At 50.6% G+C, this 19,802-nt stretch carries 19 protein-coding genes; 7 read left to right on the top strand and 12 right to left on the bottom strand.

Annotated elements, in window-relative coordinates; genetic code table 11:
- Positions 1–21: 21 nt before the first annotated feature.
- Entirely contained in the window at positions 22–894 is an 873-nt protein-coding gene (locus tag BDT_RS15820; protein WP_015092246.1) for a LysR family transcriptional regulator, read from the bottom strand.
- Between the two features lie 161 nt (positions 895–1,055).
- On the opposite strand from BDT_RS15820, the gene BDT_RS15815 reads away from it, so the two are divergent.
- Positions 1,056–1,754 (top strand): pirin family protein, encoded by a 699-nt coding sequence (locus BDT_RS15815; protein ID WP_015092245.1) that lies wholly within the window; start codon positions 1,056–1,058, stop codon positions 1,752–1,754.
- A gap of 215 nt (positions 1,755–1,969) precedes the next feature.
- Here the strand turns inward: BDT_RS15815 and BDT_RS15810 are convergent, their stop codons facing one another.
- The 3 genes from BDT_RS15810 to BDT_RS15800 all read right to left on the bottom strand — a co-directional run bounded on the left by BDT_RS15810 (position 1,970) and on the right by BDT_RS15800 (position 4,082).
- Complete coding sequence (locus BDT_RS15810) at positions 1,970–2,893, bottom strand: hypothetical protein (protein ID WP_015092244.1); 924 nt, start codon at positions 2,891–2,893, stop codon at positions 1,970–1,972.
- A 149-nt stretch (positions 2,894–3,042) separates the two neighbouring features.
- Positions 3,043–3,504: a copper chaperone PCu(A)C gene (locus BDT_RS15805; protein ID WP_015092243.1), complete on the bottom strand. Its 462-nt coding sequence runs from the start codon at positions 3,502–3,504 to the stop codon at positions 3,043–3,045.
- Entirely contained in the window at positions 3,501–4,082 is a 582-nt protein-coding gene (locus tag BDT_RS15800) for an SCO family protein (RefSeq protein ID WP_015092242.1), read from the bottom strand. Before BDT_RS15800 ends, BDT_RS15805 begins: the two co-directional genes overlap by 4 nt.
- A gap of 313 nt (positions 4,083–4,395) precedes the next feature.
- Between BDT_RS15800 and BDT_RS15795 the strand changes: the two genes are divergently transcribed.
- Positions 4,396–4,947, top strand: coding sequence for a TMEM165/GDT1 family protein (locus tag BDT_RS15795; protein ID WP_015092241.1), 552 nt, complete (start codon positions 4,396–4,398; stop codon positions 4,945–4,947).
- A 145-nt stretch (positions 4,948–5,092) separates the two neighbouring features.
- Positions 5,093–5,575 carry a hypothetical protein gene (locus tag BDT_RS15790; protein WP_015092240.1) on the top strand — a complete coding sequence of 161 codons (483 nt, stop codon included), beginning with the start codon at positions 5,093–5,095 and terminating at the stop codon, positions 5,573–5,575.
- Positions 5,576–5,644: 69 nt separating this feature from the next.
- Here BDT_RS15790 and hpt read toward each other — a convergent pair whose 3' ends face one another.
- The 3 genes from hpt to BDT_RS15775 are packed head-to-tail and all read right to left on the bottom strand — an operon-like array spanning position 5,645 to position 7,956.
- Positions 5,645–6,175: a hypoxanthine phosphoribosyltransferase gene (hpt, locus tag BDT_RS15785; protein WP_015092239.1), complete on the bottom strand. Its 531-nt coding sequence runs from the start codon at positions 6,173–6,175 to the stop codon at positions 5,645–5,647.
- Positions 6,176–6,192: 17 nt separating this feature from the next.
- On the bottom strand, positions 6,193–6,981 hold the full coding sequence (locus tag BDT_RS15780) for a uracil phosphoribosyltransferase (protein ID WP_015092238.1): 789 nt from the start codon (positions 6,979–6,981) through the stop codon (positions 6,193–6,195).
- A gap of 18 nt (positions 6,982–6,999) precedes the next feature.
- Positions 7,000–7,956: a hypothetical protein gene (locus tag BDT_RS15775; protein WP_015092237.1), complete on the bottom strand. Its 957-nt coding sequence runs from the start codon at positions 7,954–7,956 to the stop codon at positions 7,000–7,002.
- Between the two features lie 198 nt (positions 7,957–8,154).
- On the opposite strand from BDT_RS15775, the gene rsmH reads away from it, so the two are divergent.
- The 3 genes from rsmH to BDT_RS15760 are packed head-to-tail and all read left to right on the top strand — an operon-like array spanning position 8,155 to position 11,441.
- Positions 8,155–9,141, top strand: a complete 987-nt coding sequence (rsmH, locus tag BDT_RS15770) for a 16S rRNA (cytosine(1402)-N(4))-methyltransferase RsmH (protein WP_015092236.1) — start codon at positions 8,155–8,157, stop codon at positions 9,139–9,141.
- Positions 9,122–9,457, top strand: a complete 336-nt coding sequence (locus tag BDT_RS15765) for a hypothetical protein (protein WP_015092235.1) — start codon at positions 9,122–9,124, stop codon at positions 9,455–9,457. The genes rsmH and BDT_RS15765 overlap by 20 nt, the downstream gene beginning before the upstream one ends.
- A 1-nt stretch (position 9,458) precedes the next feature.
- Entirely contained in the window at positions 9,459–11,441 is a 1,983-nt protein-coding gene (locus BDT_RS15760; protein WP_015092234.1) for a penicillin-binding transpeptidase domain-containing protein, read from the top strand.
- Positions 11,442–11,469: 28 nt separating this feature from the next.
- Here BDT_RS15760 and BDT_RS15755 read toward each other — a convergent pair whose 3' ends face one another.
- Positions 11,470–12,324 carry a penicillin-binding transpeptidase domain-containing protein gene (locus BDT_RS15755; protein ID WP_235046159.1) on the bottom strand — a complete coding sequence of 285 codons (855 nt, stop codon included), beginning with the start codon at positions 12,322–12,324 and terminating at the stop codon, positions 11,470–11,472.
- Between the two features lie 193 nt (positions 12,325–12,517).
- Here BDT_RS15755 and BDT_RS15750 point away from each other — a divergent pair, with 193 nt between their 5' ends.
- The gene (locus BDT_RS15750; RefSeq protein ID WP_015092232.1) at positions 12,518–14,110 is read left to right on the top strand and encodes a RecQ family ATP-dependent DNA helicase; all 1,593 of its coding nucleotides are present in this window, start codon (positions 12,518–12,520) and stop codon (positions 14,108–14,110) included.
- A gap of 6 nt (positions 14,111–14,116) precedes the next feature.
- Here the strand turns inward: BDT_RS15750 and BDT_RS15745 are convergent, their stop codons facing one another.
- From BDT_RS15745 to BDT_RS15730, 4 genes are all read right to left on the bottom strand, one after another.
- Positions 14,117–14,872, bottom strand: a complete 756-nt coding sequence (locus BDT_RS15745; protein WP_015092231.1) for a UDP-2,3-diacylglucosamine diphosphatase — start codon at positions 14,870–14,872, stop codon at positions 14,117–14,119.
- Entirely contained in the window at positions 14,869–15,315 is a 447-nt protein-coding gene (locus BDT_RS15740) for a Crp/Fnr family transcriptional regulator (RefSeq protein WP_015092230.1), read from the bottom strand. Before BDT_RS15740 ends, BDT_RS15745 begins: the two co-directional genes overlap by 4 nt.
- 122 nt (positions 15,316–15,437) lie before the next feature.
- Positions 15,438–17,180 (bottom strand): hypothetical protein, encoded by a 1,743-nt coding sequence (locus BDT_RS15735; protein WP_041577961.1) that lies wholly within the window; start codon positions 17,178–17,180, stop codon positions 15,438–15,440.
- Between the two features lie 51 nt (positions 17,181–17,231).
- On the bottom strand, positions 17,232–19,781 hold the full coding sequence (locus BDT_RS15730) for a LamG domain-containing protein (protein ID WP_015092228.1): 2,550 nt from the start codon (positions 19,779–19,781) through the stop codon (positions 17,232–17,234).
- Between the last annotated feature and the right edge of the window lie 21 nt (positions 19,782–19,802).

Raw genomic sequence — 19,802 nt, 5'->3', positions numbered from 1 at the left:
GTCCCTTTGTCGCTGAACATTCTATTTTAGCTTCTTGCCTTGTCCACGTGAAAAATAGTCCCAGATGAATTTGCCGCAGGGGCCAAGCTCCTTGGAAGCATGTCGACCAATAGCGGCGTGCAGGGGAATGGGTTTTAATCCCAGTGTCACGAGGGATTTTTGCTTGATTTCCTCTTTAACTGCGAAATCAGGCATGCGTCCGTAACCCAAGCCGCCCTCTAAGAAGGCCTTCTTCGTCTGCAGATCCTGAACGCTGATGGTGTTGGCGGGATTCACAACTCCTCCGGAGCGGTTGGAGCTTTTCACCGTGCTGGAAAGAACAATCTGAGGATATCTCTTCAGATCCTCGGTGGTGGCTTTTTTCAGCTTCGCCAGCGGATGCTTGGCAGAGCAGACCATCACCATGTTCACAGTGAAAAGCTCCTCAGTGATGAGAAGCCCTTTATCGTTGAAAATCGTGCCCAGGGAAATGTCGGCATGATCCTCCAGCAAATGTTCATCGGCACTCAGAACATCGTGGATAATTTTGATCTCCGTCTGGGGGAAGCGGGAGGAGAATTCCTTCAGCGCACTGACCAAATTCGGGAGGGGCCACAGAGCGCTGACGGCCAGACGGATGATCGGTTCATGTCCTCTTTTCAATAATTCTGCAGTTTCCCCCAGTTCATCGAACTGAAGGATCAGGTCATCGGCTTTCTTTAAGAAAGCGCGACCCTGCGGGGTCAATGTCGGGCGGTACTGGTCACGGCTGAAGATTTTAAAGCCCAGCTCACCTTCAAGGGTGCGCATGGCATAGCTGACCGCGCTTTGCGCGCGATGCAGTTCCTGGGAAGCAGCCCGGAAGCTTCCCGATTTAACTATGGTTTGAAGTACTTGCAGTTGATCCAGTGTCATATCTCAAAAAGTATATCAAAAATTTAGATCATGTTAATCAAAAAATTATAATTTTTTTAGATCGTCTAGTTGTGTAATATTATTTACGAAGAAATGGAGTTCCTGCCGAAGCTAGAGCAGACAACCAACAACCAAGTCTCCATTTCAAGTGGGAGGTCATTATGATGTATCAACGCAAATCCGAGGAAAGAGGCTATGCAGAGTTCGGTGGCTGGCTGAAATCCATGCACACATTTTCTTTCGCCGACTACTACGATCCAAAGTTCATGGGTTACCGGGACTTGCGTGTGATCAATCAGGACTGGATTGCAAAATCCTCCGGATTCCCAGCGCATCCGCACCGTGATATGGAGATCATCACTTACGTATTGAAAGGCGCTGTGGAGCACCGGGACAGTCTGGGCAACGTCGGTCAGATCAAGGCCGGAGAAATTCAAACGATGCACGCCGGAACCGGCATGCGCCACAGCGAATACAATCCGTCCGAGACCGAAGACCTTCAACTGTTCCAGATCTGGATCCTGCCTGACGTGGTTGGAGCGACTCCGGGTTACACCCAGCAGTCCTTCACCCGCGAGCAGAAACTGAATCAGTTCAAGCTGATCGTTTCCAAAGATGGTCGTGAGGGCAGTCAGAAGATCAACCAGGATGCGGATCTGTATGCGTCGGTATTTACCGAAGGGTATGAACAGGAATTCGCTTTGCGTTCCAAACGGGGAGCTTGGCTGCAATTGGCCGACGGCGAACTGGAAGTGAATGGCCAAATTCTGAAATCTGGGGATGCCCTGGTGGTGGAAGAAGAAAACCTGAAAATCAAAGCCCTCAAGGAAACCGAATTCCTGCTCTTTGACCTGCGCTAGAGGCGGGCCGTTGAAAAAGGCCCATCTGCTTCGTTGTCGGGCCTTATCTTTCTCTCCGGCGTACTTGGAGTACGCCTGCGTTTCAGACAAGGCCCTCCGCCTCGCATCTGAACCTTTTTGAACGCCCCTTGATTTGGTTTTCAGATGTTCGGAGGATTCAAAACAAAAAAGGCGGAGTGAATGCTCCGCCTTTTCTATTCTAAATTGGATTTTCGTTAGAAGTAGATTCGCCAGCCGACATTTACGGTGGTTTGCTCCTCTTCAACTTTTAGTTTTGGTGAGGCGTTGTTGTCTAGGTCACCGCTAAGTCGGCGGAGTTCTGCGTTGAGGGCGAAAATTTCACCGAACGGGAACCAGTTAAAGCCAAGGGCGGCACCCAGTCCATTACCGGAAATTTCATATTCGTCAGAGACAGCACTGTTATACTCCTGCCCGGCAAGGACAAGGTAGCCTGCAAAGTAAGGTACGAAGTTATTGCCCGGCATATTCTCGATAAAGTTAAATCGCACGAGTGCCCCGAATACAGTTGTGGTTAAATTTTCATCCTCTACTTCGCGATAGGAATTAGTAAGAAAAGTACCGATTTCGTATCGGGTAAAGTTCCTCGCGAACTCGATTTGAATCTCTACTTTCCTTGATTCGCCGCTGCCGCTTGCGCCGCCTTGAGAAAAATCTGTTTCAGAATTGGTACTGTTGTATAGCCAGCCAAGAGAGAATTCACGTTTTCGTAGATTAGAAAAATCGGTCTCAGAACCTAATAGCGGAACCTCATGACTTCCTTTTTCGTTGTTAGAGGGAGTGGAAGGCTTCGTTGGAATAGGGGAGACTGGTTGTGCTGTTTGTGGCGCATTTTTTTGAGTTGAAAGAGTTTGAAGTTGCTTCTGCATTTCCTCGATCTGTTTTTGCATGACTTCGACTTTTGGGTCGACAGTTGGAGCAGGGGCTGGCGCCGGATTCACCGGAGCGGGAGGGGCAATAGGTTCGGCATGTACTGCTGGAACCGTTGCCTGTGGGGTCACTTCTTTTACTTCCGAAATTGCAACAGGTTCACTTGTCACCTCAGTAGTTTGTGGCTCTTGCGCAAGTAGGGGTGAGGAGAAGATGAAGATACTGGTAAATATAAAGTGGCGTGCTGGCATTATTCCTCCGGCCACTTAGTTCGGATGAATAATAAACATACTTTAGATTGTTAAGTTAATTTGAATTAGTTTAGTCCCAACGTCGAGGTCAAAAACGAAAAAAGGCGGAGTGAATGCTCCGCCTTTTTCTATTTCAATCACTGCTGGGACTAGTGATGGTGGTGATGTTCTTCTTTCTTGGTTTCCACGCGCGGGATGACTTTGAAGTCGAAGGATTCAACCTTGCCGTTTACTTTCAAAGACACTTTCAGTGTCTCGTCAGCTTTGACTTCGCGGGTTGGGTCAAACAGCATGATGTGGTTGCCGCCGGGTTTTAGTTCCGCGGACTTTTTCGCCGGGATGGTCAGCTTTTCCACTTTCTGCATGGACATGCGACCGTCTTTTTCCACGGTTTCGTGCATTTCAACTGCTTTGAAGGGCTCGATCTTTTCAACCGTGACAGTCACTTCCTTGTCGGTCGTGTTCGTGATCACGCCATAGCCTGCTGTCGCATTGGTGCCTTTGATTGGCGCAAAGATGCGGGCGTCAGAAATAGTGACCGGGGCAGATTTCGCGGCAAACGCAACAGGGCTTAGCGCCACTGTCAGAGCTGCCAGTACGATGGCTTTCATAGGTTCTCCTTGATTTTGGTTGTAATTTCATCGGCAGAGCGCGGGCTTTGGATGCTGTCGACGACAATGCCTTTTTTATTCAAAACAAATACGCGGTCCGTGTGCGAGATCGAATAGCCCAGATAGGACTTCGGATCTTTTTCCACGATGTAGCTGGCGCCAAACGGTTTGATCGCCGCATCGATTTCAGCGGTGGTGCCGGTCAGGCCGATAAATTCCGGATTGAATTGGTGAGCGTAAACAGACACCGATTCTGCGGTGTCGTTTTCGGCATCCACGCTGATAAAGATCAGTTGAACATTTTCACGTTCTTTTTCAGTCAGTTGTTTGAAAGCTTGAGCAGAATAGCTCAGCGCCATCGGGCACACGTCCGGGCATTTTGCGTAACCAACATAAAGAAGATTCAGCTTTTTCGCGTTTTCCGAAAACTGCCACGCCTGTCCGTTGTGATTTAATTTAAAGTCACCACCCATTGTCGGCGGACGCTGAGTATACCAAAGCAGAAAAGCCAAAAGTCCCAGGGCGGTCAGGGCCGCGACAAGCGAGCGGATTAATTGTGTTTTTATCGAAGTCTTCATCCCCCCAGTTATAGAGAATTCAGCCCGGTTCGCCAAGGTGTAGAATGTCATACGCAACATCAAGTTGCGGGGAATTTTCTTTTGACTTTCATTTCCCCCCTTCGTAAGTTGGCCGGGTAGTTAGGGAGTAGTCGCAATCTTTCCCAAGATTTGATTTAAACCGACATACTGAGTGATGAACTCCGGTTTAAATGCCCAAGGACCCCAAAAGTCCTTTCGTTGACGAGACTGACACGAGTGTTTTTAACAAAGCACCGTGTGGTCTCGTTTTCTTTTTGAAGCAGCCCCACGGTCATAACCGTATAGAGGGCAAATGGAAGCAATCATCAATTCATTCTTACTGGTGGCCGCCACAGAAATGGGCGACAAAACTCAGTTGTTAGCGCTGGTTTTGGCATCAAAGTTCAAAAAACCATGGCATGTGATGGCCGGGATCTTTACCGCCACCGTTCTAAATCACGCCTTGGCCGCCTGGGCCGGGGAATGGATCGCAGCCACCGTCCCTGATCAGTGGCTGAACTGGGCGCTGGCTTTGACCTTCTTCGGTTTTGCCCTGTGGATACTGATCCCGGACAAAGATGACTCGAACACTGACAACATGAAATGGGGTGCATTCTGGACTACGACCGTGTTGTTTTTCTTCGCCGAGATCGGTGACAAAACCCAGCTTAGCACCGTGGCGTTGGCGGCCAAGTATCAGAACATCGTGCTGGTCACTTTGGGCACGACTGCGGGGATGATGTTTGCTGATGGTTTGGCAGTGGTGTTTGGGGAAAAGCTCACACAGAAGATTTCGATGAAGTGGATCAACTACGGGTCGTCGCTTTTATACGTACTTTTCGGTGTCGGCATTTTGATGCGCTAAAAGCTTTGAAAAAGCCTGTGTGAAGTTTTGACAGGCAGCTTTTTCATGGTGGCTAAATGCATGAAATTAAAAGGCTCTTCGGGGTTTCGGAAGGGCCGTTTATTGCCTCTTTAAAGGGGCTTTAAGCACGCCTATACTGCGCCCTATGAAAAAGCACATCTTTGCCATTAGCGCCGTTATTCTGTTTTTTGGGACCGTGACTTTCGCTGCGACGGAAGTTTCCAAATCCACGAAAGAGGTCCTTGGATTTTCCAATCTGTTGAACACAGATGCGACTTCTTGTGATTATTTCGTGGAAAAACAAAAAGACGGCAAAGGTGCCGTGGTCGTTTCTTTGCGTTCAGATAAAGAAACCGGCATTCAGGATTCCATCCGAATTGCTGCCGCTCAGTTGCCCTTGAAAGAAGGCGTGCTGGTGGCGCGCCCGGGTTTAAGCATCACTTATCGTGATGGTGTGCTGACGAAAAAAGAGAAGCTGCCGGCAATGGGGCCAGAAGGTCAGGACTATCAGGTGTTGATGTTGAAAGTGTCGCCGGATCTGAAGGATATTTCTTTGGGTTACGCTCTGGATTCAGTGAAGACGATCTTTAAGGAAAAAGTCCTGGCTGAAATGAACTGCAAGTTCTAAACAGCAACAGATCCTGAAACGAAAAAAGGAGCCTTGCGGGCTCCTTTTTTATTTGTGCAGTTGTCTTGCTTACTGGAAGTTTTGAACTTGCGCGATGTAAGGAAGATTTCGGTAGTAACCCTGATAGTCCAGACCGTAACCAACAACGAATTCGTTGGCGATTTTGAAGCCCACGTGATCGATGTCACATTTCACTTTCAATGCATCCGGTTTTTCCAGCAACGCAACCGTCGTCAAAGATTTTGGTTTGCGGGACTGGATGGCGTTTTTCAGATAGTTCATGGTCAGACCTGTGTCCACGATGTCTTCCACCAGGATCACGTGGCAGTTTTCAACCGGACCGGCAAGATCCAAAGTCACTTTCACTTCGCCGGAAGAAGAAGTGCCGCCGTGGTAAGAAGCCACGCCGAAGAATTCACAAGTGATATCTGCTTCGATGTTACGAACCAAATCAGAATAGAACATGAAAGAGCCCTTCAAAACGCAGATCGCAACGACCTTTTCGTTTTTGAATTTCTTGGAAAGGGTGGCCCCAATCTCTTTCACTTTTTGCTGGATTTGCTCTTCAGTAAGGTAAGGTTTCAAGGAAAGATTTGTCATGGTCGCCCTTTCTCCAACTACACGAAGGAGTTGTTCATGATTTCGCCGAAGCCGCCGCCGCCGGGAACGATGTATTGCTTTTCGTTCAGGCCGCGTTCCTGGTCCCAAAATTGTCCGGGAGTTGCATCTAAAACTGCCTGAGGGGACAGTCCCCGGTCAAGTCTTAAGGCATAGATTACGACCTCTGGGTGTGCAGCCAGTACATTCTTCAAATACTCGGGCGTCACAATCAGGTTAAGGGCTATAAACTTGCGGGCAGGACCTTCAATGTGGGTCTTGTAGTGGTCGATAGCGGTCACCATGGTGTTGCCGGTGGCCCCCATGGGGTCTGGGAAGATGACATGAGCGTCTTTGACATCGCCCCCGATCTTCATGCCGCCGAATTCGGCTCCGGTCACTGCGTCTTTGCTGTTTGTCACCCGGGCGGCAAAGATATGGTCCTGACGGACGTTTTTCCCAGGCAAAGAAAAGTGCAGAAAGTTGTAACAGATGTGGCTGGGATAAGTTCCGGCACGGGCCAGGTTCACGCTGACGGCTTTCTGCCCGGGGTTGATGCGATGGCCAGACAGCTTTTTATCCGGATGCATGGCCGTCATGCGGGTTTCCTGCTCGAACTTTTCCATCGCGAATTCATTGTTGATTGTGATGGAAATCATGTGGGTGTAAAGCACTTCCACGATGCGGTTGATTTCAGGCTGATAAGTGTCGGGGTGGCAGAGCTTGGCTAAAAGACCGTTAAGGAAAGGGCTGTCAATGATGTGTACCTGAGGCCCATAGTGGTGACTCAGCTCCTGTTGAAATGCCATGCTGCTGCCTTTGGTGAATCAGTTGCCTTTTTCGAACTCAACAAAGATCACAAAGTCGCTCTCGCCGGAACGGAACTGGGGGGAGCGCAGGATCTTGTAGATTTCAAAGTTCATCAGCTGGTCTTCTTCCGGGCCCATGTTGGACATCGGAGGCATCACGCCCGACATGAAGAAACCAGTCTCGCCGCCGATTTCAAAAATCGCCGGGAAAGATTTGCGCTGCAGTTCAAACCCGCCACCCGGAGCCGGCTCACGCCAGTTTCTTTGGATCTCAAGGTTGCCGCGCAGGTTGTTGTTATCAAAGTCATTCAGTTCAAAGAACGTGGTCAGGCCGATTTCAATGGCTGGATTTCTGCGGTCTTTCAAGGTGTAAGACCACTGCAAAGTTCTGGAGGCGGTCAGAGGACGGTCCTCCTTGTGCAGGATCTTGATGTCCGGGCGGTTCATCACGTTCTTCTCAAAGTCCGGCAGAATACCTGCCGAGTACTCGTTGAAATTCATAAACTGCCCGGTGGATCGGCTGGCACCAAAGATGGCATTCAGGCGTCCGCGGGAAACTTCCGTGTAGTAGACAATCAGATGGGCTCCGGCTTTGGCCACTGCGCGGCCCGTGCGATCAGTCAGTTCTGGTGCCGCGGCGGCCGCCACAGCCGTCGCGGTGGCAGGGGATGGATCCACTTTGTAAGCGTCGATGGTCCCGTCAGCAGCTTCGGAAGATTGGGTCGACTCTTGTGTGTCTTGATTGGCAAAGTTGGCGCTGTCTTCTGTCGGGGGCACGTCAACCGGGCCGCCTGCGGAATTGATTTGCACCGTGGATTTCAGATAGCTCACCCGGCGCTCCAGGTTTTGCTGGCCCTTTTTGTAAAGAGTGATGCCGACACCGCCAGCAACAACAACCACCAAAGACAATTGAATTAAAGGATTTCCGAAAAAACGTTTCCAGGCTGGAGGAGTCGCCGGTTTAAAGCTCTCCATATCAACGCCACACTGCGCGCAGTACTTGTCTTTAGGTTGTTGAAAACCACAGCGGGGGCAGTTGATAAGCATCGAAATCCTTTTCAATACGAAGAAGCCTTAAAAACAGGTTAAGGCAAAGCGACTTGACGCTCAATAGAATAATTCATACCTTGAATCATCTAATAGCCCGAAAACTATAGTGAAAGCGCGGCCCCCATGAAGAAGTACAAACCCCAATCAGGTGAAAGAATTGAACGTCAGGAAGAAGTGATCCCGCCTAAGGTCGAGCTTCCGTTTGAATTTTCTCCTGAACACTATCCGGTTTTGCTGCAAGAAGTGCTGGGAGCATTCTATCCACTGCGTGAAAAGAAAGAGCTGCATTACTTCGACGGGACTTTTGGCCGGGGCGGTCACTACATGGCCATGAAGTATGCGTACCCCCAGATGAAAGCCACGGTCATGGACCAAGATCTGACTGCGATTGCCTACGCGCAAAGCCGCTTCCAGACTGAAGTCGAGAAGGGCCAGTTAAACGTAATCCATGGTAATTTCACGCAGTTTTCAGAACACAATCTAAATAACTTTGATATGATGCTCTTAGATCTAGGTGTGAGTTCTCCGCAATTGGACCAGGGAGAACGAGGCTTTAGTTTTTATAACGACGGCCCCCTGGACATGAGAATGAACCAGCAGCAGGGACTGACAGCTGAGGTGCTTATTAATACGGCTTCTGAGGATGAGCTCATTCGAATCTTCAAGGAATACGGCGAGGTCTATCGCCCTTCCCGAGTCGTACGTGCGATCGTCAATGACCGCAAAACCAAAGCATTCCAGACAACAGGTGCCCTGGCAGGGCTGATTGAACGCGTGGACGGTTGGCAGGTCAAAGGCCATCACCCGGCTACGAAGTATTTCATGGCTTTGCGACTGGCGGTGAATTCCGAACTGGAAGTGGTGGCAGAGGCGATTCCGAAAATGATTCGCGCGCTGAATCCCGGCGGGCGACTGGCGGTGATCTCTTTCCACTCTCTGGAAGATCGTATCGTAAAAAATATTTTCCGTGAGTCCGAGGATCTGGGCCGCACGGTGACTAAGAAAGTAATTGTTCCCACTCAGGAAGAGTGTGACAGAAATTCTCGCTCCCGCTCTGCGAAGCTGAGAATATTCGAGAGGAGTGCTCAGGATGAGCTCACAAAACTTTAAGCAGCTTAAACCTTTCTTCAGTATTCTTATTGTCATCTTTACTTTGTTTTCAATCGTGTTCCTGCAGATGGAAGAGCGCCGTATGGGTTACAGCGTTCTAAAGCTGACCCGCGAACACAAAAAAGTCTGGGAAGAAAAACGCACCAAGGAAATCTCTTTGGCAAAAGTCACGCGTCCCCAGCTTTTGGATTCCGTGGCACAGCAAAAATTCACGCTTAAAAAAGTTCAGGCCAATCAGATCATTCATCTGACGGGCCCGTTGGCTTCCGAGATGAATACTGTGGCTGAAAAAGGCATCGCAAAAAAGGATCTGTAAGTTGAAATCACGTATTGTTGTCATCTTCGTCGGAATTCTGGTGTTGTGGTCCGCTTTGGCGATGCGCGCCGCCTATCTTCAATTTCTTCCCAACGACCGTTTGAATGCTTTGCAAAACCGTCAGTTCCAAACCAAGGTGTCTTTGCCAGCACGCCGTGGGGCGATTGTTGACAGCAATGGCCGTGACCTGGCTATGTCCGCTGCGGCTTATTCGCTGTATGCCGATCCGAAACTTCTGGAAAACCGCAAACAGGTGGCCCGGAAGCTGGCGAAAGTTCTAAATCAGTCGCCTGAATCCGTTTATGCGAAAATCAAAGACGGCAACCGCCGCTTCGTTTGGATTCAGCGTATGCTGGAACAGGATAAAGCCGACGAAATCAAATCCTGGGACATCCGTGGTCTTTCATTCGTTGAAGAGTGGCGCCGCGTTTATCCGAACGAAACCCTGCTGGCGCAAACCCTGGGTTTCCTGGGCAGTGAAGGTCAGGGGCTTGAAGGTCTTGAACTGGGTTACAATCAGGCTTTGACCGGGAATAAAAAGAAAGTTCTGGTCAAGCGCGATGCCCGCGGCCGTCCGCTGATCAATGATGGTTTGATGTTCATTGAAAACCCGGAAGGGACGGAGCTGAAGCTGACCGTGGATTCCGATTTGCAGTACCGCCTTGAAAGCGAACTTGCCAATGCGGTTTCCCAGTTCGAAGCCGACCATGCAGTGGGTGTGATTCTGGATGCGAAGACTTCCAAAGTTCTTGCCCTGGCTTCTGCTCCCACTTTTGACGTGAACAAAGCGGCCAAGGCTCCATCAGAATATCGTCGTAATAAAATTGTGACCGATGCGTTTGAACCGGGTTCCACGATGAAGGCTTTTGTGATCGCCGCAGCTTTGCGTGACGGTCTGATCCAGCCCAATACAAAGTTCTATTGTGAAAAAGGCAGTTTTAAAGTTGGCGACCGCATCATCAAAGAAGCCGAAACCAGAGAGAAGTTCGAGGACCTGACTGTTTCCGAGATTCTGGCTGTGTCTTCCAACGTCGGTACGACCAAGATTGCTTTCAAGATGGGCCAGGAGCGTTTGCGCCAGGGCTTGCTTGATTTCGGATTTGGTCAGCGCTTGGGTGTGGATCTGCCGGGTGAAGCCCGCGGTATGGTGCAGGGGCTTCCTTGGAGACAGCACTTGCTTTCCAATATCTCTTTCGGTCACGGGATTTCCACGACACCTTTGCAGATTGCCAATGCTTTTGCGGCGATTGCCAACGGTGGAGTTTTGAATACTCCGTACATTGTACAAAGTATGCGTGATGCTGAAACGGGCGAGCTGGTTGAAGTTCAGCCAAAACCCATTCGCCGCATTCTTTCCCCGGAGCAAGCCGCACAAATGCGCGCGATGCTTTTGGGTGTGACCACCAAGGGCGGTACTGGCGGCAATGCCCGTGTCGATGGCTTCATGGTGGCGGGTAAAACAGGAACTGCCCAAAAAGTAAATCCGAATGGCCGTGGTTACCTTCGTGGCGCATATATCTCCAGCTTCGGTGGTTTCATTCCAGCCAATGATCCGAAATTTGTGATCTATGTGGCGGTGGATTCCCCGCGCAAATCTTATTATGCGGCGACGGTGGCAGCTCCGGTGTTCTCAAGAATCGCATCTTATGCGGTTCGCAAAGAAGGGATTGCTCCTTTGCAGCTGGCTGAAGAATCCACAGTAAATCCGAAAGTCCGCCGAGTGGCTTCCGAACCGAAAGTGGTCAAAAAAGCTGAAGCTCCAAGAACGCTGCTGACCGCGAACGAACTGGACAAAGTCACGAACATTGAGACTGACGACACTGTTCCAAATCTGATGAACCTGACCACCCGCGAAGTTCTTCGCAAAGTCAGCGGTCAGGATCTGAAGGTGAAGTTCGTAGGGCAGGGCACTGTCAGCGAAGTCTTCCCGATCCCAGGTTCGCAAGTCCCAGAAAGCAAAGAAATCACCGTCATCATGAAATAGAAAAAGGCACCGGAAGGTGCCTTTTTTCTTACCAGAGGTTTTCTTCTTTTAGCAGATTGATGGTTAGTTGTTTGGCGAGGCGGCTGCCGAATTCGGCATTTTCCACGTCCACGGTGTCGATGTAGTTTGTTGCAAAGACATACTGACGATCAGGTGTTTTGATGAATCCCACGAACCAGCCGATACGTCTTTTTAAAGTTGCATCTGTATAACCTGAGCCGGTTTTCCCGCTGAAATCATAACCCTTCGGGGTTTTTTCCAGGAACATGATTTTCTTTGTCAGCTCTTGTGAACGCTTGGTCGCAGGCAGTTTGTCGGCCAGAAGCTTTTTCAGGAAGTCAGTCTGCTCAAATCCGGAAATTCGCAGAGAGAATCCCTTTTCATCCGGAGTGAATGAAGCCGGAGTCAGCCACGCGGTCTTGATGCCGCCAGAAATATCCTGATTGCCGTAATCAAACTTGCGCAGATAGCTTTGCAGTTTCTGGAAGCCCATTTTGCCGGTCAATACCTGAGAATACCAAACCGTCGAGTTTTTCATCCATGAAGCGGCCGTCTGATCTTTGTTCCACTCGGGGATGGAGTGCTTTTTGCCGTTCCATTTATATTTTGTATTTTCATTCTTCAACAGCCCGGAATCAAAGCCCATTACCGCCAAGGGAACCTTGAAAGTCGAACACGCCGGACGCTGCACCTGACAGTTTTCTTCATTGACGGACTTCTGAATCTGGCCGGTTTGTGCATCAATCAGCAAAAAACAGACGGCCTTGTCCGGATAAGGATCGGCTGCGACCGGCGCTGTTTCCTTGGCTGGAGCCTCTTTCGGGGCAGGGGAGGAACAACCCAGCAGCAGCGCAGGAATCGTTAGAAATGAGAGTGCCTTCATAAAAACTCCTTCGAATTTATAGGTTCGCATAAATCACCTGGCGGGTCTTGCAAAATCTTTCTGACTGGAATTCGGAAACGACCGGGAACTCCCTTGGAATTTAGAGCACTTAGAGCATTGTCTTGTATTTGCTGCCTGTTTGCGCGGCAGCACAAGAAGCCGTGCAATCTTGTTGAAATCAGGGGGTCTTTGAATGAAAGTGTCGTTTATGGAAATCGCCGTCAGCCCGCAGGAAAACCACCTTAAAAAATACTTCAATCTTTCCGGTTTCCGACGCGGGCAACAAGAGATCATCGAGTCGGTGATGGGCGGCCGTGATGTTCTGGCTGTCCTTCCCACCGGAGGCGGCAAATCTCTTTGTTATCAGTATCCCGCCGTAGCCACGCAAAAACTTGTCATTGTTATTTCCCCATTGATTGCTTTGATGAAGGATCAGGTGGCGTCGTTGCGCCGTTATGGCATTCCGGCGGGCGCCCTTCATTCCGGACAAAGTGATGACGACAAACGTGAAGTGTTTGCCGAAATCAACAAAGGTGGCGCATTCGTTTTGTATCTATCCCCGGAGCGCGCCCAGAAAGAGGGCTTTCATCGCTGGGTGCAAAACCGCCAGGTGGGTCTTTTTGCGATTGATGAAGCTCACTGCGTGTCTCAATGGGGGCATGACTTCCGCGAAGAATATGCACAGCTGAATGTTTTGAAAAAACTGTGCCCGGATGTTCCGGTGCTGGCCCTGACAGCTTCAGCAACGCCGACGGTACTGGATGATATTTCCAAACACCTGAAACTGCAAAAGCCTGAACGCATGGTTCACGGATTCTATCGTTCCAATCTTTACTATCAAGTTGAGCTGTGTGAAGACGAAGACGTAAAGATGCTGTTGCTGCTTCAAAGTATCAAACAAACACCTGAAGGCCGCATCATCGTTTACTGTGGCACCCGCAAGGTGACTGAAAGCATCGCCTCCTTCCTGCAAAAGAAGTTCGGAAAAAGTGTGGGCTATTACCATGCGGGTCTGACTTCAGATGTTCGCACCAGCACTCAGGAAGCTTATGCCAAAGGGGACCTGCGTATTCTGGTCGCGACCAATGCTTTCGGCATGGGGATCGACCAGCCGGATGTGCGCCTGGTGGTGCATTTCCAGATCCCGGCGAATATCGATGCTCTTTATCAGGAAATGGGCCGTGCGGGCCGCGATGGCGAGCATTCCACCTGTCTGACTTTGTATTCCAAGAAAGACAAAGGACTTCAGTCGTTCTTTATTCACAGCTCTGAAGCGCCGGATGAAATCAAAGACGCGCGCTGGAGAAACCTGGACGCCCTGGTGAACTACTCGGAAGGTGGCGAATGCCGTCACGCCGAGATTCTGACCTACTACAAGGATTCCCAGCGTATCGAGCGCTGTGGTCACTGCGACAGCTGTGACCCGAAATCAGCCCGTCGTATCCAGAAGTCTGTGACTCCGCTGGCGAAGATGGATCAGGTTGTGACCAAGCTGAAAAAAGCTTCGAGTAAATCCAAGAAAATCACCAACACCGATGATATCGTGCTGGATGAGATTCAGGAAAAACGCATGGAGCTTTTGAAGCGCTGGAGACGCGAGAAAGCGAAAGAGCTCGACGTGCCAGCCTTTGTGGTCTTTGGTGATCTGACCCTGAGACAACTGGCGGTTAAAAATCCACGCACCCTGGATGAAATGAAAAACATCTATGGCATCGGGGATTCCAAACTTGAAAAGTTCGGCTGGGATATTCTGGCGGAACTGGGCGATCCTACGCGCCGCCGTTAAAGGCGGCTAAAGACCCTTGTCAGCTTCAAACTGACTCAGAACCACATCTTGATTTGTGATGCCAATATAGGTTGGTGAAATCATCCAGGAGCCGCTGTTGAAGTATCTTCCTTGAGGAAGATCAATGGTGCCGGGATGGTGGGTATGGCCAAAGATAATGGCATCAAAGCCACGCGAGCAGATTTCTTCGGCGGCAATCACAAAATCCGGATGTTCCCCGGGCAGGCACGGGACTTCGCTGCTGCCACGGAAGCGTCGGCGCAGGCGGGATTTCAATTCTTCAAACTTGATCCAGGCTTTATAAATTCGGGGACTGACCATCAGGGCAAATCCACCCAACCAGGTCAAAAATTCGTACAGATCCGGGCGCTTTACAAAGAACGGGTCATACAGGTGTCCGTGTTCGATGCGAATGCGCTGTTTGCCACACTTAACATTTAAAAATGGCGCCAGGGTCAAAGGACCCCAGTCTTCCAGAAAATTTTCCAGAACAATGTCATGATTGCCGACGACATAGAACACGCGGTTGCCGGCTTTGGTGATAGCTTTCACGGCACGAAAGACTTCGGGTACGTCTTCGGCCATTTTACGAAAGGACACCTGCGCAATCTCAAGTCCGTCGCCGTTGATGCAGACGTCATATTTGTTTTCTGCTGCCCAGTACAGAAATTCGATCAGGGATTTTTTGGCTTCGGAAAAGGGATTTCCCAAATGCAGATCTGAAATGACCACCATCTTTTCGGTGGTGACATCAATAATCATAAAGAGGATTCCGTGATTTCTTGCAGAGCATTTTTTGAAAATTGTTCTGCCGCCATCAGTGTGATCAATTTTTCATTGGTCTGACGGATGCGACCGCTCAGTTGTTTCATCAGCTCAAAAGCAAATGTCGGATCACGACGGATTTTCAGTAAAAAACTTCCCGGATCAAACATCAGCAGGGTGGTTTCACCCACGGCCTGTGCAGAGGCGGATCTTGGCAGGGATTCCAGCAAAGACATTTCGCCCACCATGCTGCCGCGGTCGATGCGACTTAAAATCATCGTTTGGCCGTCGACTCTTTTAAAGACTTCGACGGCGCCTTTTTGCACGATGTACATTTCGCGGCTCAGATCCCCTTCGCGGAAAAGGATTTCGCCGTCGGCCAGCTTGATGACCTGCTGGTCGATAAATTTTTTGCCCTTGGAAGCCTTTGAATTGAACATAGGGTCATAGGTTATCAAGGATTTTTGACCATTCCACCGAGCAAGAATCGGTCTGGTCGTAGGTACCGCAAGAGGGTGCAGACAGTGGGGCCGCAATGGGCCCTTCGTCTGTGAAAAGAAACTTAGATTGGTTTGGGATGGCCGTCCACGCGCAGCTGGAACAGGAAGTAAGGTGGAATGCAGACGCCTTTTCCGGACTGGGTCTTGTTACAGATGTAGTCGGCACGGCAGGATGTGTTGTCGTCACAGGCTTGCAGTCCCGCGGGCCGAGTGTTTTGCGCCAGGCATTCTCCGAACGGACGATTGCGTGCCAGACAGTCATTGAATCCTTGAAGAATCGCGATCGCGCCGCAAGCTTCACCCGGCCTCAGATTCTCGCAACCACCTGAGCACATTCCACCCGGGAATCCGACCTTCGTGGTTTGGCAGACCTGATGACCGGCACACGCTGTGCGAGCAGAGGCTTTCATCTGATCTTTGTGCGAGTGCGCGGTTTGTGTGATTGTTCCGGGTTCGCAAGGATTGCCCGCCACCGGTTGTTCCGGCAGACATTCGCCGATTTCTTTGGAGGTTTCAGGATTTACCACGGCCACACACTTTAAACCCGCAGCACAGGTCCAAGCCTGGTATTCCGAACCCGGCAGGCCACAGTGGGCATTCATGGGCCCCGGGGTTTGGGGATCGCGTTCCGAGAACGGACGGGAGCTGTCAGGCGTCTTTCCCTGGAAGATATTTTGGAAATAAACCTGACGGCGCTTTTGTTCCTGCATCATGTGCGGGGATTGGGAGGAAAAAATGGAATTGGCAAAGATCGTGGATTCAGGATCTTTACCCAGAAAATGGAAGCCCGCAATCGTACGCCCTTGGTGGCAGCCTGCGCACGAAAGATCATTCAATCGGCGACGGAACGAGGATGGCCCATAGATGTTTTCCAGATCCGTCAGTTTCAGATTTTTAAAGTCGTCTTTTTTGAATATCTGATCAAACGGACGGTTGGCCAGACGGTTCATCCCGTGCAAAGCAAAGGAAGAACTTTTGGTAGTCAGAAACTTTTCTGGAATATTTAAAGTTCCGGCATCCAGCGCCTTGATGTTTTCCGGGGTCGAAATCCAAGCCAGCAGTTCCGCGCGCAAAGCAGAATCATTTTGCAGACGGGCCACGTCCGGGGTGTTTTCCATCGCCGTCGGCACGAAAGAATTGTTTTTAAGGCGGTACACTCGCAGGAAATATTCAGCATGGCCACCCATATCCCCACGAATCGTCGACGGCCAGCGCACGGCCTGCAAATTGACTTCCAGAGATTTCAGATTCGCCAGTGTCACCCAGGATTTCAGCGGAGGTTTTTGCTGAGAGGACCATTGTTTGGCGACGGCCTGACAGAGGGGTGTGGCTGGAAGTTTAAAGACGGCATTCAGGGTCATCGGCAAACGGGACTGAATCAAAGTTTGATTCTGAGTTTTTGCATAGGACAGGCGATAGATCAAACGGACTTCGCCGCAGGTGCCGGGATTGAACACGGTGCGATCCATGCGGTTGACGACACCCACCAGTTCAAATTTTGCCGCCGGTGACTTCAACCAGCGAATATCAAACAGGCGATGAACATAGTTCATGCCCACGCCCAGTTTGGAATCCTGTGTTTTTAGGGCCTCCAGGTCTTTTTCAAGATCAGTCACCAAAGAATTGTAAGCGGGGTGCTTCAGCAGTTTTTTATTATCGGCGCCGGGAAGACGGAATAAAACGGCCCCCAGGTTGAAGTCACCTTCTTCGAGAGATTGAACTTCCGACGGATCTTCCAGCACCAGACGGTGAGCAAAGGCCAGGCTTGAAAGCAATAGCAGAGAAATAAGGATGAGCTGTCTCATGCACTTATATTGACTCATGCGTTCCTGTTGTCACGTTGCAATTGGGAAGGATCAGTCGCAGGTCACGCCGTAGCGGTCTTTCTGCGCAAGGCAGTGGGCTTTCAAGGCGCTGTCTGCCAAGGATTTCTGGTAAACGCGCAACACTGCCAGCTTTCCGTTGAAGCGGCGGCGGCCATCGACGTCAAAAGGAATTCCGACAAAGCCATCAGACATTCCGCCAATAACATCGCCATCGCTTTGGGCCACGTTGTTGGAGTCCTGCTTGATATTGACGACTTTGGAGCTTTCAAGCGCGCCGTTGACATAACTTTTTAATGTTGATGTGGCTTTGTCAAAGCTGACAGCAACGTGATACCACTGATTGGCATTCAGGCTGATTCCGCCATAGACGGTGTCGGTCGAACCATAGTTGTTCACGTAAAAAGCGTCGACGGTATTGTTTTTTCCAAGACGCAGACCCAGGCCATGGGAAAGCTTGTTGCCATTGTCGTACTGCGCTTTTTCAAAGATGGTCTTAAACAAATCGTGGCGCACGTCATTTGGCGGGAAGTTGTTGTCCACGCCCAAGGCGGCTCCGGGTTGCAACCACGCTTCAATGGTCCACGCCGGGCCCAGGGCTGCAAGGTCCGCTTGCGAAGTCACCTGAATGTAGTCATCAACACCATCAAACTGCATGTGGGCCGTCGCGGCGGTTGGAGTCACAAAGCCTGAAGAGGCATTGCCATCAAATCCGCCCATGATCTTGGTCAAAGCTTTCGGAGCCAGATCAAACCAACCCAACCAACCCGGTGCGCTTGCTGAAGGTGCCATGCCGCGATCAGCATTGGCGGCATCCCAGTGCAAAACCAAATCACTGGAGGTAATGGCGCCCACTTTCACCGGACGATAGCGTTCCGCCGTTGCGGTGAAATCATGAAAGATTTCGGTCGGGGTGGACTGGGTGTAGCCGGCAATTTCAGACATCTGGCCCGCGAACGGGAAAAAGGTCTGAACCCGGGGCGCCAGTCTTAAGGGCGAAGAAAAATTGTACGTCGCCGGCAGATTCTGACTGCACACTTCGCGGCCGCTGACGAAAGTCTTCAGCTTGCCAGCAGTCACTTGGGTCGTTACGAACATCCATCCGCCGTTGGCTGCATTCGGATCATCACAAACGACTTCTGATCCGCCATCCGTATAGCTGCTGGAAATAACACCGATCCAATGGCGGCTTTGCAAAGTGCCATTGGCGTGATTGGCCAGCACGGCCGTTTTGCTGTCGGCGTTGTCGCGTTTGAACCAATAGGACAGGCGCAGATCTTGAGTCGTTCCCAGATTGGCAACACTTAACGGCAAACCCTGATCGTCATGAAGAGCATCAAAGTGCAGGGCATTTTTCAATGAAACCCCGTCATTGCGCCAAGGGGTGACTTCACTTAAGCCTGACAGATCAATCGAGTCTGCCGTGGTCAAAGCCGGCCAGTTCGCCGTTTTGTTGTTGTCGGCACTGGCGGGCGCCCGGGTGGTCAGGATGTTTGTGGCATCCAGAGTTTTGCTGATGGAAAACTCGGGATCGAACAGGAACAATTGCGAGCTGCTTGTCCAGTCGGGGCGCACCTGCACCTGGAAGGCTTTGTTGCCAAAGCCACCGCGTTTTTCAGAGGCTTCAAAGTTAAAGATCCAGGTTCCGATCTGATCCAATGACGGCACCCAGGAAAACACACCATCACTGCCGATGGTTCCGACAGAAAGGCAGTCGGTGTTGGCAAGGCCGGTGACTTCGCCGGTGATTTTTTTATAGTTGCAGGACCAGAATAGATTCCCGGTCTGGGACGAGTTTGTGACAGTGGTGTTCAAAGTGGAAACGGATTGTGGGGATCGAGACTCGAGCGTGTTGGAAGTTAACAGCGGCAGTACTTCCGAAGCCACCGTGCCGCTGTCCAGTCGTTTTAGCTGCACAGAATAGATTTTAACTTCGGCATCTTCAGAGTAAAACCCCAAAGCGCCTTTGCTGGTATAAAGAGCGGCAGGGAAGGTTCCGTCGGTGTAAGAATAAAAAAGCTGGTCGTCGCGATAGACACTGAACGAGGTTCCCTTGCGCACAAACTTAAACTTGTGGCGGCCGCCTACAGCAGTCTTACTGGCGCTGTCAGTGCCTAAAAACTTCTGTCCCAGTTCGCCGTGCGCCAGTCCCAGCTCGGATCCGGTGGACGGTTTGGAAATATAATAGTTCGTGGCTTTGTCAGTGATGTTTCCTTTGTAGCCAAAGAACAGCCAGAAGACTTCCCAGTCGTTGGCAGCGGTGTTCTGGCGCAGTTGCTGGCTGGTGGCCAGATCCACGGTCAGTTCAAAATCCTGAACCGGTGTATCGACAGTTTCTTTGATAAATACCAAGGCCGCATGAGTCTGGTTGGCGGCCGTTGCCGGCTTGGGTGCCAGCGTGATTTCACTGGATCCAAAGGTGACTGAGCCTTCGCCATCATAGGCGACGACATAGTTTGCGGCATCCAGGGAAATAACCTTGGTGGGTGGTGTTTTGGCCGGACTTTTGGAAGACCCCAGTATAGCGGTAATGCCGCCACAGCCGGTAAGAATGAGAGATACCAGTACGATCAGAATGCTCATGCTCTATCTAACGGAGCTTTC

Origin of the sequence: Bdellovibrio bacteriovorus str. Tiberius, assembly GCF_000317895.1 — a bacterium.
GTDB classification, from domain to species: Bacteria; Bdellovibrionota; Bdellovibrionia; order Bdellovibrionales; family Bdellovibrionaceae; genus Bdellovibrio; species Bdellovibrio bacteriovorus_F.
This window is presented reverse-complemented; position numbering and strand designations above follow the sequence as displayed.